The 16,274-nt window shown below is 59.7% G+C and carries 16 protein-coding genes and 2 pseudogenes; 13 read left to right on the forward strand and 5 right to left on the reverse strand.

The window, feature by feature from the left end; all coding sequences use genetic code 11:
- The 4 genes from fliF to H3O04_RS26060 form a co-directional block, all read right to left on the reverse strand.
- Nucleotides 1-1,408 (reverse strand): flagellar basal-body MS-ring/collar protein FliF (gene fliF / locus H3O04_RS26045; RefSeq protein ID WP_337249663.1); only part of this gene is annotated, 1,408 nt, incomplete at its 3' end.
- A gap of 14 nt (nt 1,409-1,422) precedes the next feature.
- The gene (gene fliE / locus H3O04_RS36565) at nt 1,423-1,743 is read right to left on the reverse strand and encodes a flagellar hook-basal body complex protein FliE (protein WP_054928531.1); all 321 of its coding nucleotides are present in this window, start codon (nt 1,741-1,743) and stop codon (nt 1,423-1,425) included.
- Nucleotides 1,744-1,956: 213 nt separating this feature from the next.
- Nucleotides 1,957-4,356 carry a sensor histidine kinase gene (locus H3O04_RS26055; RefSeq protein WP_202588741.1) on the reverse strand — a complete coding sequence of 800 codons (2,400 nt, stop codon included), beginning with the start codon at nt 4,354-4,356 and terminating at the stop codon, nt 1,957-1,959.
- 23 nt (nt 4,357-4,379) lie between these two features.
- A complete protein-coding gene (locus tag H3O04_RS26060) occupies nt 4,380-5,123 on the reverse strand; it encodes a response regulator transcription factor (RefSeq protein WP_202588742.1) in 744 nt (247 codons plus the stop codon).
- Between the two features lie 929 nt (nt 5,124-6,052).
- Here H3O04_RS26060 and H3O04_RS26065 point away from each other — a divergent pair.
- The 11 genes and pseudogenes from H3O04_RS26065 to H3O04_RS36710 form a co-directional block, all read left to right on the forward strand.
- Complete coding sequence (locus tag H3O04_RS26065) at nt 6,053-6,961, forward strand: flagellin N-terminal helical domain-containing protein (protein WP_202588743.1); 909 nt, start codon at nt 6,053-6,055, stop codon at nt 6,959-6,961.
- A gap of 199 nt (nt 6,962-7,160) precedes the next feature.
- On the forward strand, nt 7,161-7,955 hold the full coding sequence (locus H3O04_RS36705) for a FliM/FliN family flagellar motor switch protein (protein ID WP_202588744.1): 795 nt from the start codon (nt 7,161-7,163) through the stop codon (nt 7,953-7,955).
- A gap of 8 nt (nt 7,956-7,963) precedes the next feature.
- Nucleotides 7,964-8,305, forward strand: coding sequence for a flagellar motor switch protein FliN (gene fliN / locus H3O04_RS26075; RefSeq protein WP_202588745.1), 342 nt, complete (start codon nt 7,964-7,966; stop codon nt 8,303-8,305).
- On the forward strand, nt 8,302-9,048 hold the full coding sequence (gene fliP / locus H3O04_RS26080) for a flagellar type III secretion system pore protein FliP (RefSeq protein ID WP_202588746.1): 747 nt from the start codon (nt 8,302-8,304) through the stop codon (nt 9,046-9,048). Before fliN ends, fliP begins: the two co-directional genes overlap by 4 nt.
- Complete coding sequence (fliQ, locus tag H3O04_RS26085) at nt 9,048-9,320, forward strand: flagellar biosynthesis protein FliQ (RefSeq protein WP_054928525.1); 273 nt, start codon at nt 9,048-9,050, stop codon at nt 9,318-9,320. Before fliP ends, fliQ begins: the two co-directional genes overlap by 1 nt.
- Nucleotides 9,321-9,327: 7 nt before the next feature.
- Complete coding sequence (gene fliR / locus H3O04_RS26090; protein ID WP_054928526.1) at nt 9,328-10,125, forward strand: flagellar biosynthetic protein FliR; 798 nt, start codon at nt 9,328-9,330, stop codon at nt 10,123-10,125.
- Entirely contained in the window at nt 10,122-11,261 is a 1,140-nt protein-coding gene (gene flhB, locus H3O04_RS26095; RefSeq protein ID WP_202588747.1) for a flagellar type III secretion system protein FlhB, read from the forward strand. The genes fliR and flhB overlap by 4 nt, the downstream gene beginning before the upstream one ends.
- Nucleotides 11,258-13,348, forward strand: a complete 2,091-nt coding sequence (locus H3O04_RS26100; RefSeq protein ID WP_202588748.1) for a flagellar biosynthesis protein FlhA — start codon at nt 11,258-11,260, stop codon at nt 13,346-13,348. The genes flhB and H3O04_RS26100 overlap by 4 nt, the downstream gene beginning before the upstream one ends.
- Nucleotides 13,349-13,485: 137 nt before the next feature.
- Nucleotides 13,486-13,638 carry a DUF5993 family protein gene (locus H3O04_RS36830; protein WP_226248821.1) on the forward strand — a complete coding sequence of 51 codons (153 nt, stop codon included), beginning with the start codon at nt 13,486-13,488 and terminating at the stop codon, nt 13,636-13,638.
- 14 nt (nt 13,639-13,652) lie between these two features.
- On the forward strand, nt 13,653-14,240 hold the full coding sequence (locus tag H3O04_RS26105; RefSeq protein ID WP_202588749.1) for a disulfide bond formation protein B: 588 nt from the start codon (nt 13,653-13,655) through the stop codon (nt 14,238-14,240).
- Between the two features lie 524 nt (nt 14,241-14,764).
- Nucleotides 14,765-14,932 (forward strand): annotated as a pseudogene (locus tag H3O04_RS36710) (IS30 family transposase); the annotation flags it as partial.
- A 33-nt stretch (nt 14,933-14,965) separates the two neighbouring features.
- Here H3O04_RS36710 and H3O04_RS26110 read toward each other — a convergent pair.
- Nucleotides 14,966-15,134 (reverse strand): annotated as a pseudogene (locus tag H3O04_RS26110) (IS3 family transposase); the annotation flags it as partial.
- Nucleotides 15,135-15,137: 3 nt separating this feature from the next.
- Between H3O04_RS26110 and H3O04_RS26115 the strand changes: the two are divergent.
- On the forward strand, nt 15,138-15,413 hold the full coding sequence (locus H3O04_RS26115; protein ID WP_201317458.1) for a hypothetical protein: 276 nt from the start codon (nt 15,138-15,140) through the stop codon (nt 15,411-15,413).
- A 137-nt stretch (nt 15,414-15,550) separates the two neighbouring features.
- Nucleotides 15,551-16,274: TniQ family protein (locus H3O04_RS36835; RefSeq protein ID WP_202588750.1), on the forward strand; the 724-nt coding region annotated here is incomplete at its 3' end.

Below are 16,274 nucleotides of genomic sequence, written 5' to 3' on the forward strand. Positions count from 1 at the left end.
ACTGCGGATCGCGCCCGCCGTTGGCCCACATGCGAAGCACCTTAAGCAGCGGGCGGAAGATGAATACGAACCCAAGTAGCGCACCCAATGCCCACGCTGCCCAAGTACCGATCGTCACGATGTTGTCGGGCTGTTTCCACCACGGCTGCGATACGGTCACCGGCGTGCCGCGGAAGTCCAGCGACGACACCGTCAGTGCATCTGCACGGTCGGCATCGATGCCCAAGCCGTTGCGCAGGATCGTGTCCACCTGCGCAAGTTGCGCTGGCGCCCAAGCCTTTCCACCGCCGGGCGCGGCGGCGTTGTTCAGAACCACCGCCACGTTCAGGCGCTTCACGCGCACGGGACTGCGCTTGATCTGTACGACATTGCGGTCGTAAGCGTATTGGCGTGTCTGTGCGTTCTTGGCCGAGTGCGGCGCTTCGGGCATGCTGGCGGTCGACGGCGGTGCCGGCCGGTTCGACAACGAACCCGGGACACCCAACGCTGCCTGACCGATGTCCTTCTCGTCGCGAATCGCTTCCTGTGTAATCTTCGGGGCCTCGCCGTATTGCTCGCGGGTCTCTTCCACGCGATCGTGGTCCAGCTCGACGGCAACGCTCGCGCGAAAGTTGCCGTCACCCAACGCAGGCGTGAGCAACTCGCGAATATTGCGCAATACCTGTTCACGCATTTGCGCGCCCAACTCGCTGTCGAGCGTGGAATTTCCCAGCACCGGATCGATCTGCGCGGACAGGTGATTGCCGGCCTGGTCTATCACCGTCACGCGGGCCGGGTCGAGGTTCGCCACGCTGCCCGCAACCAGCGCGACGATCGCGGCAATCTGCTGCTTGCTCAGCTTGCGGTTGGGCTTGAGCGTGAGCACCACCGACGCCGAACTCTTGTCGCCATCGGCCAGAATGAACGATGCCGATTTGGCGATCGACAGATGCACACGAGCCGACGACACCGGCTCGAGCGCCATCACGCTCTGCGTCAGTTCGCCTTCGAGGCCGCGCCGAAACCGGACGTCCTGCACGAACTGACTGACGCCCAGCGGATCGCTCTTGTCCACCTGCTCCAGCCCCTCCGGCAATTTGGCTACCACCCCCTTGGCGGCCAGCATCATGCGCGCGGCGCCGAGCTTCTGCTCCGGCACCAGCACCTGGCCACTGTCCGGGTGGATACGGTACGGAATGCCTTCGGCGTCCAGCGCGGCCATCATGTCGGCAGCGACCACGGCTTCCTGGGAGCCAAAAAGCGGTTTGTAGCGCGAGTCCTGACGATGCATCAGCATCATGGTCAGCGCGGCCAGGCTAATCGCCAAGATGACGATGGGCGCCAGCTTGGACAGCGCCGCGGGGGACGGCAATCGGAAATGGCCGGGAGGCGCGAAGCGCGCAATCTGAGCCTTGACTTGAGCAAGCACGTTTGCGGTCCTCATCAAACCTGCATCTTGATGATGTCGTCAAAAGCACTCATGACCTTGTTGCGCACCTGGACCATTGTGGAGAACGACAGGCTTGCTTGCTGGCTGGCAAGCATGGCACCCACAAGATCATCGCTGGCGCCGGTTTCCACGGCGGTGACGAGATCGTCGGCGTGATGTTGTTGCGCATCCGCGCCACGCACGGCCTGCTTGAGTAAATCGGCGAAGCCTCCCGCGATGTCGGCAGAGGCGGCTTCGGTTTTCGGGTCATCGTTTTTTGGGATGACGGATTGGCGAATCGAATCGAGCATCGCGCTCGAGAGGTCGACAGTCATGGCGGCTCCAGATTGGCTATGGCACGGATTCTGGGACGTCATCCGTCGTAGAACGAGAATGTTCAACGAAACATTGATTGGCCCGCTAACGGCGGCCCGTCACTGCTGCTCGTGCTCAGTCGGGCAGAGAACGACCATACGGCAAATGAGCCGGTACAAAATGGAGGAGCATGGTTCGGGGCGGCCCCGCGCCCGAGCGCCCCTGGCGTCGCGCTACATCGCGAACCGGCAGTCACGCGCGGGCGCGGCAGTCATCGCCACCGTCGCAGGTCGGGTTACGCCGACCGTTTCCAGCGATCCAACACCTCGCGCCTTCGACGAGACGCGTGGCAGGATCAGCTCGAACACGGTGCCGCTCCCTGGCGCACTGTGCACGGCAACCATGCCGCCGTGTCTTTCGATCACGGCCTTGACGAAAGGCAACCCCAATCCGACGCTGGCGCTGCCATCGGCCTTGCGATCGGCCTGGAAGAACGGCTCGAACAGGCGACGAACCGTGTCGTCGGTCATGCCGACGCCGCTGTCAGCCACCGTCAGTACCAGTGCGCCGTCGCCAGCCGAGCCGATGGTGAGCGACACTACGGCACCAGGCGGCGAATACTTGATCGCGTTGTCCAGCACGTTGACGACCGCACGCATGAGCATGTCACCATTTCCGCTGACGAGGGTGTCTTCGACCAGGAATGCCGGTTCGCGCAACACGACGCCCTTTTGCTCGGCGGCGAGCCAGTTCTGGTCGATCGCCTCTTCGGCCACCTCGCTCAACGCCACCGGTTCGAATTCGGTCCGATCGAGTCGTTCGGCACGGCTCAACTGCATGAAGTCTTTCGCAATACGTAACGAGTATGAAGCCTGCTGCCGTAGATCGCTCAGGAAGGCGCGATCCGACTCCCCGTCCGGATTGCCGCCGACGGACGCGCCCCGGCGGTCGATCAACGACAGGATGGCCGTCAGTGGGCTGCGCAGATCATGGGCGATATGGCGCAACATCCACTTGTCGTGCGAGACAAATCCCTTCAGATCGCAAAGGTCGATCAGACAAACCAGGTGGGACATCTGCGTGTCGCCGTCGGAAGAAGTATCCCCGCTCAGCCCACTCGACAGCCGTTCGCACATCAGCATGTAGGTGCGACCGCCCCATTCGATTTCACGACTGGCGTCTCCGCCCTTGCATACGCTCTCGGCCACGAGCCGCTCGACTTGCATGAATGGCAATCGAGCGTCGGTCAGCTCACCGGCGGAGTCCTCGTGCACTAAAGTGGCAGCCTTCGCGTTCCACACGGCAACGTGGCCGCCCATCGTGAGAAAGACTGGATACGGAAACTGGTTGACCATGTCGACGTAGAGCTTTTGCCAGCCGCGTACCTGCAGCAACGCTGCCTTGATGCCGACCAGCTCGTCGGACCGCCCGGACGGCGCAGCGACCGCGGCAGCACCCTCTCGCGGATGGATCGCGGCGGCGATCGCTCCCCATTCGCGCAATTCGCCTCGCAACATCGAGAGCATGCGAGCATGTCGCTCCCACGCAAAAAAGCCGTAGATCAGCAGGCAAACAACCGGAAGCAGCCCCAGCGGCAACCAGATATGGAATACCAACATTCCCAGTGGAACGGCGAAGATCAGCGCGCCCCAGCCGAGCGCCGCCAGATGCACCGCCCGACCGGGCACAAACACGCAGATCAGCACGACGCCGAACGCGAGGATCAGATAGATCGACACCCCGACGACGGCGGGCGCTTCGCGCGCGAGATTGCCTGACGCCACGGCGTCGGCGATGAGCGCGTCGAGTTGTGAGCGCGTAACCTCGTGCGAGTTGAGCGACGAGATCTGGAACATCCCTCCGGCGCCCCACGCGTGACTACCGACGAATACCACCTTCCCATCGAACGCATCCGCAGGTACGCGTTGCTGCAGCACATCGATATCCGAATACTGCGTGAGGTGCATCGATGCCGGCAGCATTGTCATCACCGCCGGCGTGCGTGCGGCCCCGATCGACTGCGCGTATGGCCTGACGAAATCAACGACCGGCAACGGCGGCTCGATGCCCGCCACCCGCAGCGCATCGAGTGCAACGTGTGCATAACGGACGCCCGCAGACAGACGGTAAGGTACGAAACCACTCACCACACCGTAGTGGCCCATCGTAACGATGCGCTGGCTGCGCGCGGCAGCAAGCGAACTGAGTGCCGGCGGCAGCAGGCTTGAACAGCTTCCTGCGTGCCCGGCGAGGGCTGGCTCGACCAACACGGTATGCGAACATGATCGCATGCCGGCGCGCAGACTCGAATAATCGAACCCGGGCCACAGCGGCAAATCGAGCGTGACGCTGCGCGCCTTCCCAAGAGCGCCGAGCAATTGCGCCAAATACGCGTCCATGCCATGCGGGTCCAGTTGCGCGATCACCCCTTCGTCGATGTTGACCACCACCACCTGTCGCGTCGACCGATGCGCAACCACCTGCGCCATCATGTCGAACAGCACACGATCAAGCGCGCCCGACACCACGCCGCTGCCGGGGCTACCGCTCAACGCAGCCAGCGCCAGCATCGCAAGGACCACAATGCCTCGCAAGGGGCCGATCGTCATCAAGCGGGAAATGAGTGCACGCATAGAGCCACCAGCTTGCCGCAAGCTCAATCCCGGTCGCTGTCGGCACCATCCGCCAACCGCTCGAGGCGATACCCGTAGCGATACACGCTCGAAATTCTGAGCCCGTTCGGACGCAGGCGAAGGCCGTTTCGCACCCGCGTGATATAGGTCGCCAACGTGCCGACATTCGACGAATCCGCAGCACCCCAAACTTGCTTGAGCAGCACTTCGCGACTCACCACGCGTCCGGCGTGCGCGAACAGGTACAGCGCAATGGAAAATTCACGCTCAGGCAGCGAGACTTGCTCGCCGTCGGGCAACGTTGCCGTGCGCGTGGCCTCGTCCAGGATGAAGCCAAAAAATTTGATTTGCTGATTGCGCTGGACCCCCGGGTACCATTTGCGCAACTGGGCGATAACACGCGCAATCAACATTCTCTCGCTGATAGGCTTAACCAGATAGTCATCCGCCCCGCAGCTCAACCCGTGCAGGATGTCGCGCTCGTCGTCATGCTGAGTGAGCAACACGATGGGAATCAGATAGTCGACCCGCTTGCGCATGTCTATCAGCACGTCGATGCCGGTCATGCCGGGCACATCCCAATCGAGTAGAAGCATATCGACCTTCTCGTGGCCGATGCGGTCGATAAAGCGGCTGCCGTCGTGCTCGACAATAGCGTCGTAGCCCGCGGCCTCGAGCCAGTGCCGAACGGTTCTCGCATGTGCGACGTTGTCTTCCAGGAGCGCAATGCGCGGCTTTTTTGCATCGGCGGGTGTGACTGTCGACATGATTGCGAGACTGATGAGGATTTTAGGAGGCACCCACTGACGTATCCCGTCAATACGCGATCGAACGGAATTCGTGGAGCCCACGGTTAAGCAGCGGAGTTCCCCCCGCAAGGATAGACAGAATGCACATACGAATTGCGGCGCCCTTGATGCGAAAAAATATCGCGAGGCCGCAAACATTTCAGCGGAGCGGAAATCGCGCGGCACTGCGTCAGCAGCCCGCAGATGCACAGGGTGCGAGAAAGGCCCTGAGATTGAAGATCAGGCGTCAGTCAAACCGAACTCGTACGTTTCTCAACACGCGTCATGCACAACGCTCGTCACTGCCGGCGAATCGCCAGCAACCTAACGGGCGGGCAACCCAAGTTCGAACCGGCGTCAAGAGAAATGCCAAGCCTGAAGTTTGCACGGCAAGACCTGAATCTCAAACCAGCTCCTTTTGGGCCTGCGATACAGATCCCAATGTAGAGCCAAAGTGTGAGCGAAATCCGCCGTGCCCAATATCAGACAACTCTTATTTTCCGGAGTCGCCCCATTACACGAGCCGGATCAATAGCATGTCGCCACGCACGGGAACGCCAGCACAGCAGTACTCACCGACACCCCCGTGGCGAACCCACCTATCTCAGCGCGCACGGACATACGCGAGATCAGTCCACGGCAGAAAGCCACGGCCAGTTTTCACTGGCACTATTGCAGCGACTCATAGCGCCATCGCTCGGCACCGCTCAAATGGCAAGCCTTCCCCCGCCAGCGGAGAAGCAATCTCGACGTTCGCACGTCCGCCGCGCCGCATCTCCCGCTTGGCCGACTCGATTCGATTTAACGTCTGTGGATCGCCTGCCGTCTTGAACAGGCGTCGCCTCCTGACAAGTGGGCAGCGACAAACAAATACCCCCAACCTAGTCTAGATTTAAGGATTACATACCATGCTGAGCCTGCACACCAACGCCGCCGCCATGAACATCAAGAAGGCCATCGGCAGCACCAGCAGCAGCCTGAACACCACGATGACCCGCCTGGGCACCGGCTTGCGCATCAACTCCGCCAAGGACGACGCTGCCGGCCTTCAGATCGCCGTGCGCCTGCAAGCGCAAACCCGCGGCATGGGCATGGCCATGCAGAACACGCAAAATGCGTCGTCGCTGCTCCAAACCGCGGACGGCGCGATGAAGGAAGTCACCAACATTCTGTACCGCATGAAGGATCTGGCCACGCAGGCCGCTGACGGATCGTCCTCGGCAAACGAAAAGTCTGCCATGCAGGCCGAGTACGATGCGCTGGGCAAGGAACTGTCGAACATCATGAAGAACACGTCGTACGGCGGCGCCAAGCTGATGCAGAAGGAAGTCCTGGATAAGGACAACAAGCCAGTGATCGAGGGCGGTCGCCTGACCAAGGAAATCACTTTCCAGATCGGCGCCACCAAGGACGAAACGATGACCGTCGATTTCTCCAAGCACGTCACAAACGCGGACACCAAGTTCGAGGGCCTGTCGGCAACTTACAAGGGCCCAGCAGAAGGCACGCCTGAAGTGGCCGGCGAGGAGCTGACTAAAAGCGCCAACGCGACGATCGATCTGATCAACAACGTACTTGACGACGTGGGCGCGCTGCGCTCGGCCATCGGTGCGGCAGAAAACCGCCTCGAGCACACCCACAACAACCTGGCCAACATGTCGACGAACACGGCTGACGCCGAAGGCCGCATCATGGACGCCGACATGGCATCGGAATCCGCCAAGATGAGCTCGCAGCAAGTGCTGCTGCAAGCCAGCATGTCCATGCTCAAGCAAACCAGCAGCATGAACCAGATGGTCTTGTCGCTGCTCCAGTAAGCATTGCCTCACGATTCACTGGAGTCCAAAACCGGCCCGCCACGAGCGGGTCGTTTTTTTTGGGGTGTTCAAACTCTGTTCAACATTCTCCGCTCCATGCAGCACGCTGCCGACAATGGCGCCCACTCTTCTTCAAAACGACCCCTTGACCGTGTCAGCATCTCCCTCCCACTCCCGCAGCAGCCGAGCCGCATCTCCGGTGGTGCTTGATCCGTGCACGCTGGGGCGTCCATACCATTTGCTCGAGGATGTGCTGCAAGATATCAAGCGCAGAATCGACCACTCCCTTCATGAACGGTTCAATCTGCGCCGTGGCACGCGCTTCGTCGTCACCGGGCTCTCTGTCGCCGCGATGCGGTCGCGCAATGCGGCCGTCTGGCGCACCTATGCATGCAACCATGGACAGATTTCAGTGCGCTGCGACCGCACGCTACTGCTGGCGCTGCTGGCCTGTCATTACGACACTTCGCTGGACGAAGCCGTGCCGAACGCCCCAGCCCCCGTGCCGGAAACCGGGGCGGAACGGCGTTTCGCGGCACAACAACACACCGCGCTGCTAGCCGCGTTTGCTTCGGCGATGCTCGGCGACCAGGCAGAGCCCTTTTTGCCAAGTGGGGACATCCTGCCCGGCCCGGGCGTCCGCGTCCTGCGCATGACCATCTCGGACCCCTTGCGCAACGTCGGTGGCGACGTCGAATTCGCATTGGACGACAGGTGGGTCGACCACTTGTTTGCACGCCTCGATGCTCAGCACCTGCGTCCTGCACCCGATAGTGCTCCGGCCAACGTGTGCATCCCCGTCACGATGTCGGTGCACGTGCTGTCCAAGGACATGCGCCTCGACGAACTGCTTCGCATGAGGCCAGGCGACGTCCTGCCCATTCGCTTGCCCGATACCGTCGACGTGCTCGTCGACAACGTCCGCCTCTACCGCGCGGCCTTGGCCGAACACCAAGGCGCGCTGTGGATTACTTCTTTCGAACCCGTGGAGTAACCCCCAACATGACCTCGACCACCGACCTTGATCTCTCCGCGTTGGGCGATCTGGATCTGGGCGACGATCCCCAATCCATCGGCGAACCTGCCTCGCCGCGCGACTCGATGCGTATGCTGCGCCGCATTCCCGTGCGCTTGACGCTGGAGGTGGGGGAGGCCACCGTACCGCTAGCCGATCTGCTGTCGTACGAAACCGGCTCCACGGTGGAGCTCAATCGCCTTGCCGGCGACCCCCTCATCATCAAGGTAAATGGTACGCCGGTGGGCTTTGGCGAAGTCGTCGTCTCGGGAGAACACTACGGGCTACGCATCATCGAACTCGACGACCTCAACTCGCTGGCGACATGAAGAATCGCGACCTCCTGCCCCACCTGGGTCTGGCGTTAGCCGTTTTCGCAGTGCCCGCACTCGTGCAAGCCGACACGCTGACGCTCACATCCGATGCCGTAGGCGGCCAAGGCTTCACGGTCAAAACTCAGATCCTCGTTCTGATGACGCTGCTCGGGCTACTGCCCGCGCTGATGATGACGATGACGAGCTTCCTGCGCTATGTGATCGTGCTGTCGCTGGTCAAGCAGGCGCTAGGCCTGCAGCAAGGATTGCCGGGGCGCATCGTGACGGGTGTCGCGCTGGTGCTGACCATGCTTACGATGCGCCCAGTCGGCGAGGAAATCTGGCAAAAGGCCTTCGTGCCATACGACCAGGGCAAGATCAGCATGCAAGCCGCGCTCGCGACATCGGAACAACCGCTGGGGCGCTATATGCTCGCGCAGACGAACAAGGCCACGCTTGCGCAGATGGCCAAACTCTCCGGCACCGAAAAAATCACGGCCCCGGAGAAGCAGCCGTTCCTGGTTAAATTGTCGGCGTTCGTGCTGAGCGAACTGAAGACTGCGTTCCAGATGGGCGCCATGCTGTTCATCCCGTTCCTGATCGTCGACATCATTGTCGCGTCCGTGCTGATGGCAATGGGCATGATGATGCTGTCGCCACTCGTCATCTCGCTGCCGCTGAAGCTGCTCTTGTTCGTACTGGTGGACGGATGGTCACTTACCGTCAACACCCTCATTACCAGCGTGAAGGCCTACTGATGCTGACTCCCGATCTGGCTGCCAGCTTCGCAGTCGACGCGTTGCGCCTGGTGCTCGTCATCATCCTCGTGCTGATTACACCAGGCCTGATCACGGGTGTGCTGGTGGCCATATTCCAGGCCGCGACGCAAATCAACGAGCAGACGATGAGCTTTCTTCCGCGCCTGATCACGACGCTGGTCGCACTCGCGCTGGCTGGCCCATGGATGACCGGCCGCGTCATGCATTACACGGTTGAGATCTTCAGCCGCGCCGCACAACTGACCGGGTGACTCGGCAATGGAAATTGTCCTTGCCCAGCTCCTGCCGCTCGCGAACACGATCTTCTGGCCTTTCTGCCGAATCGCTGCCGCGCTGGCCGCGTCCCCGATCCTGGGTGACGCGATGGTCCCTGTGCGCATTCGCCTGCTGATCGCCCTCATCCTCGCATTAGCCATACAGCCCGGTATTCCGGCGATGCCCGTGATCGACCTGCTGCAGCTCGAAGGTGTGGCTGCCGTGGCCGAACAGGTCCTGATAGGCGGCCTGCTCGGCTTCGTGTTCCATCTCGTGCTGGGCGCGCTGCAGATTTTCGGTACCGTCGCATCGTCGCAATTGGGCCTATCCATGGCGCAGATCAACGATCCGATGAATGGCCAGATGGCCGACGTACTCACCAGCGTCATGTACGTGGTGTTCATCCTGCTTTTCTTCGCAGTCGACGGCCACCTGATCCTGACGGCTGTCATCGCGCGCAGCTTTGCAGTCTGGCCGGTCGGTCGTTTTGCCTTCGACCTCGACGCGCTCAAGCATCTCGCATTCGCAGTAGGCTGGGTGTTCTCCGCCGCCGTGGCGTTGGCGCTTCCGGTGATGTTCGCTACGCTGGTCGTACAAGTCGGCCTGGGCCTCCTCAATCGCGTAGCACCCGCACTGAATCTTTTTGCGTTGGGCTTTTCGATCACGACCATGTTCGGGCTGTTACTGCTGACGCTGCTATTGCCGTCACTGCCGGATCACTACGGTCGCATGGTGGAGCACGTTCTAGAACTCTACGACCGACTCGCGACGCGGCCCCTCGGCAACGGGGGAATGCAATGAGCGAGCAACAAACCGGCGACAAGACAGAAAAGGCCACCCCGCAGAAACTGCGCAAAGCCAGAATGGAAGGCCAGGTTGCACGTTCGCGAGATATCGGCACGTGTGTGGGAATTCTGATTGCTCTCAAGCTTATCGTCGTACTAGCCCCGGCGTGGCTGGTTGAACTCAAGCACATTTTCGCGCTGTCGTTTGCAGACCTTTCCGGCGACGACAGGATCGGCAATGCGGCGTCGATGCTATTTCCCGCAGCGGCGCTGCTATTGTGCAAGATGCTTGCCCCGCTGGCCGCGGTGCCCGCCGGCATCATCGTCGCGTCGTTGGTACCGGGCGGCTGGACCATAAGCCACAAAAACGTCATGCCGAAGCTGAACCGCTTGAACCCGCTCTCCGGGCTCAAGCGCCTGGTGTCCGGCAAGCATTACGTGCAGTTCGGCACGACCGTGCTCAAGGCCCTCGTATTGATGGCCACGCTCTTCATCGTCTGCCGCTCCAACTTGAGCGGCTTCATCCGCTTGCAAGGCGCGCCGCTCGCCGATGCACTGACCGGGGGGGCAAACCTGTTCCTGACCTCTGCGCTCACGCTGACGTGCATCATCATCGTGTTCGCACTCGTCGACATACCGGTACAACAAATCATCTTCAAGCGCGGCCAGCGCATGAGCAAGCGCGACATCAAAGAGGAGATGAAGCAGTCCGAAGGAAAGCCCGAAGTCAAGAGCCGCATCCGCCAAATCCAGCGCCAGCTCGCGCGCCAGGGGATCCGAAAGACCGTGCCAACCGCCGATGTGGTGGTGATGAACCCGACTCACTATGCAGTCGCACTCAAGTACGACGTAACGCGTGCACAAGCGCCGTACGTCGTAGCCAAGGGGGTCGATGAGGTTGCGCTGTTCATTCGCGACGTCGCCCGAGGGCACAACGTCGAGGTGATCGAGCTGCCGCCGCTGGCGCGTGCGATCTACCACACCAGCCAGGTCAATCAGCAAATTCCGGCAGAGCTGTATCGCGCGGTAGCACAGGTGCTGTCCTACGTGCTGCAGATCAAGGCATTCCGCAGCGGTGGACGCGACGTTTCACCCTCGCTGCCCACTGGCATCACCATTCCCGAACACTTGCAAAAGTCTCAATCCCGATGAACGTGCTCGACCTATTCAGGCGCCTGAAGTTTGCTGCGCCTCTCGCCCTGTTCACCATCTTGGCGATGGTAATCCTGCCGCTTCCGCCAGCTGCATTGGACATCATGTTCACGTTCAACATCGTGCTGTCCATTGTGGTGGTCATGGTGGCCGTGACCGTCAAGCGACCGCTGGACTTCTCGGCCTTCCCGACCATTATCCTGGCTGCCACGCTGATGCGCCTGACATTGAACGTCGCGTCGACACGCGTAGTTTTGCTTAATGGCTACACGGGCGCGAGCGCAGCCGGTCAAGTGATCGAATCGTTCGCCAATGTAGTGATTGGCAGCAACTTCGTGGTCGGCCTGGTTGTCTTCGTGATCCTGATGATCATCAACTTCGTCGTGGTCACCAAGGGCGCGGAGCGCATCTCGGAAGTGTCGGCGCGCTTCACACTCGACGCGCTGCCCGGCAAGCAGATGGCCATCGACGCCGATCTGAACGCCGGTGTCATCACACAGGCACAGGCCCAGCAACGTCGCAAGGATGTTACGACAGAAGCCGACTTTTACGGCGCCATGGATGGCGCATCGAAGTTCGTGCGCGGCGACGCCATCGCCGGCATTCTGATTCTCATCACGAACATGATCGGTGGCGTGATCATCGGCGTAATCATGCACGGCTTGCCTGCAAGCGAGGCATTCCACAAGTATGCGCTGCTGGCCATCGGGGACGGCCTGGTCGCGCAAATACCCGCCCTCCTGCTGTCCGCCGCCGCCGCGGTCATTGTCACCCGCATCGACGATGCACGCGACTTCGAGGAACAGATCGGCCAGCAGTTGCTGGCTTCGCCGTTGGTGCTGTTCAGCGCTTCCGCACTGATGGCCGCGCTGGGCCTGATCCCGGGCATGCCGACATTGGTGTTTCTGTGCTTTGCAGCAGTGCTCGGTTACGTCGGCTATCGGATGACGCAGCGGACTTCGCCCTCCGCAGCGGTCGAGGCGGAAGAAACCGCCCGCGTCATGCAAGCCACGCTAGCCGCGCCCGGCAACGAATCGTTCGACTGGAGCAGCCTGCCGTATGTGGACGCGCTTTCGGTATCCCTCGGCTACAAGCTGGTGGAGATGTTGGACCGCGCTCAGGGCGCGCCACTGGTGCGCCGCCTGCATGGCACCCGACAAACTCTATCGGAACAGCTCGGCTTCCTGCTACCGGCCATCGGCGCGCGCGACGACATGAGCCTGCCCCCCTCCAGTTACACCATCATGCTCAATGGCACCAAACTGGCTCAGGCCCAAGTGCAACCGGGAAAGCTGATGGCCATTCCGTCACCTACCGTCTACGGGGAATTGGATGGCACACCCGACATCGACCCTGCCTACGGCATGCCCGTCACGTGGATCGATCCCGACCAGAAGGCCCATGCCCTCGGCCTCGGCTACCAGGTCGTCGATTGCGCGACGGTGATCGCCACGCATGCGGCCAAGTTAATTCGCGAAACGATTCCCGACCTGTTCAGCTACGATCATGTGACCGCCATCATCGAACGCCTGACGGCCATTGCGCCAGCGCTGGCCGATGCGCTGGGAAAATGCCTCACGCACAGTCAGTTGCGCAAGGTGTTCCGTACGTTGTTGGCCGAGAACGTGTCGATCAAGGACATCGAGACCGTGTCCGCCACGCTGGTGGAGGCCGCGGAAACCACCAAGGACCCGCTACTGCTCGTGGCCGAAGTCCGCTGCGCACTGCGTCGCCAGATCGTGGCCGGACTGGGCGCCCAGCACGAGGCGCTCAAGGGCTTCAGCCTGACGGTGGAACTCGAGAACATTCTGCTGAATGCGCTCAGTCTCGCGGAGCAATCGAGCACGCGTGTGCCGCTGGACAACTTCCCGGTCGAACCGAACGTGCTCTCGCAGTTGCAGACCCATATGCCGGCGGTGGTCGAACAATTGAAACAAATGGGCGCCGCCCCGGTTCTGATCGTGGTGCCACGCATTCGCCCGATGCTCGCACGGTACGCCAAACTGTTCTCACCGGACCTCACCGTCCTGTCGTACAACGAAGTTCCCGACAACAAGGAAGTCAGCATTGTCGGCACGCTTGGATGACGCCCCTGCCATGATCGCTACGGCGGCCTTGCCGGCTCTTCTATTCCAACCTGTGACAGGCAATCGATTTTCGGTCGTCTGACCCAACCTCGTTACGCTGTTCGTTTTAACCACCACCTGAAGGACTCGAAATTTTTATGTTTCTTCCGTTTCTGTTGTCACTCGCATCGTTCGTCTCAATGATATACGGTACACGTTCACGTACGATCTCTTTGTTCGTCGTCGCACTGATCTCCACACTTTTCTCATTCGCTCATCACGCGACAGATTCGCTCAATCTATCCCTCTAAATGACATCGCGATAATGGAAATGAAGATTCTACGAAACGATAGCAACGACAACGCGACGACGAACAATACGCTAGATGTTCTTGCATTAATTGCGATTAGTGCAGCACTGCTCATCGCATTCTATTATCAACTTGCATTCAATGAGCTACCCTGTCCACTTTGCTTACTGCAGCGCGTCGGATTGATCCTCGCCGGGATCGGATTCGCAATGAACGTCAGATACGGCGTACGTGGCACCCATTATTGCTGCATGCTCGTCAGCGCTGTCGCAACCGGCGTCATCGCAGGTCGTCAGGTACTGCTACACATCTCACCTGATTCAGGAGCGTATGGTTCAGCTCTGTGGGGCCTGCATTTCTACACATGGTGCTTTATCGCGTCGGTGTTGATCATTTTGTATGTTTCCTTGCTGCTTGCCGTCCGCCACACAAGCCATACTGTGCAACCCGCGTCGCTGAGTACCAGCGGGCGAATCGCGATTGCAGTCTTCGGGCTTACGATCGTCGCCAATCTCGTATCGACATTACTCGAATGCGGTGGCGGTCAGTGCGCGAGCGATCCCGTCGTGTACGAACTGCTCGAACATTTCCGAAATAATTGAGTATTCCGGGAAGCGGGCAGTGTTTCATGTTAAATGATGGTATTTTCTAAAATAAAATCAATGTCGTGTGCGATACGCACGGACAAGCACCTGAGGAACTCCAGCACATCCATCAATTCGATCCCGCACATTTGAAATTTCGGCGAGTAACTTGCTCAAAGCAAGTGAAGTTGTATCGGAATCGATGTCACATGCCTACCGTGCGGCGCAACACATGCGGAGTGTCAAGTCGTGGAATAGGTTGACAGTATCTCGACCCTAGAACGCCCGATGCACCGCATCGGGCGTTCTGTATTTCAGGCTTCAGGATCGTTAATGGTTGTAGATGCGCGCCAATTGCTCGACCATTTTGACGGCCTGCGCCACGCCAGCGGGACGTCGCAAGAAGAACTCGCCTTAGAAGATGCCGTTGATCCGCTCGGCCAACGGGTTCTGATATCAGTCGTGTCCGTCCGTCATCGCAGGCGGATTCAACCGGTCGATGCAACACACTACACGCTGGGTAAGCAGTGGAGGTGTTGCTAATAAAACAGCGGCGCAGGATCTGCCACAGCGAGCCTCAAAAAGCATTGACGTTGGAGCGGTGGCGCAAAGGTGACACGCTACATCAGATTGCCCAACTGTTCGATCGCCACCGTTCCTCTATTCAGGGAATTCTTGTCAGGATTGGTGGAATACGGCCAAGGTTTCGGTAGATTCTGGTAATGCCGGAAGTGATGGTGTCATTGCGTCGTCTTATGATACGCCCGATGCGGCATGATTGGCAGCCGCGCGGCGCGCTGCACATCGAACAATCCATCTCGTCCTGCTTGATGCCTCGTTCGACGAACACCGGTCCGAGCAAGTGATGCAATTTACGCTTCCCAGCCGCAGCTGACGCAGTCGCACGTCGCGCGCATGCCCGCCCAAGACAAAATGCTCGAGGCGCCGAACTTCGAGTTCCCCGACAGAGGCAAGGGCGCGAACCAAGCCGCCGCGGCCGCGCACCTCGGCGCGCGCATCACGATGGCCACGAAAGTCGACGATGACTCGCTCGTGGACAACAATATCCGCAAGGTCGCCATTGCCGGTGCCGAATTTCACATCATTCGCCGCCGCTGCGGCAATCTCTGCGCTCGCCATCGAATCGCGCACCGCACGCTGCCTCCTGCGAGAATGCTCTCAAACCGATGAGTTGCACCTATTCACCCCAACTTACGCTGCCGATCGATGGTGTTCAATGTCGCGGGGACAGATTCGGCGTCACGGCTTGCGCATACCGCCATAGTTGCTATGCTATTTCAAACAGACGCCCTAAGGATCAGCGATCAATGCTACGCCTCCCGTTCGTTGCGTCGCCCTATCCCGATGAAATATTCGGCTCATGGCTTGCGCGAGTCTGTCTGCACAATGCAGTTGATGGGAACTCATTGCTACGAAAAATCGGCTTTACCGCCCCCTCTCGCCAAGCCCCCTTCGATATCCTCCCATTTACCAAAAGAGTAAACAACCTGTGCGACATTCTCGAAATTGAATACGAAGACATAATTCTTAATTACACAACGCTATCATATCGCCTTACGTTTGGCGCTGCAGAAATTCGAGATGGGTATTTACCCGGCACGCGTTCCCTGCCAAAACTATTCAGCGACAAACACAACCCGACATCGGTGCGCAATGGAACTAACCACATTAAATCAAAAGATAGATCAATTCGATATTGCCCACACTGTCTATTGAAAGACTACCAAACGTATGGAGAACCATACTGGCATCGATCAAATCAGCTACCAAATATCGAGCATTGCCCTCTTCATCAAATTGCTCTTCGACGTACTTGCCCGATATGCTGCCACGCCGTATTACTTCAATGCGGACTCCTTGCTGCCGCCAGTCTGCGGTGCATATGCGGGCATGATTTAACCGAAGACGCTGACGATATCTCTCCATCTGACGGACAAAAAATCTTGACAACCCTGAGCATTGAAGCGCTAAATAATCGCATCTTTTCTCACTCATTCCGTCAAGTCGACTCATTTTTGAGACATATAATGC

Source organism: Burkholderia sp. KCJ3K979, from assembly GCF_016759955.1.
GTDB classification, from domain to species: Bacteria; Pseudomonadota; Gammaproteobacteria; order Burkholderiales; family Burkholderiaceae; genus Burkholderia; species Burkholderia orbicola.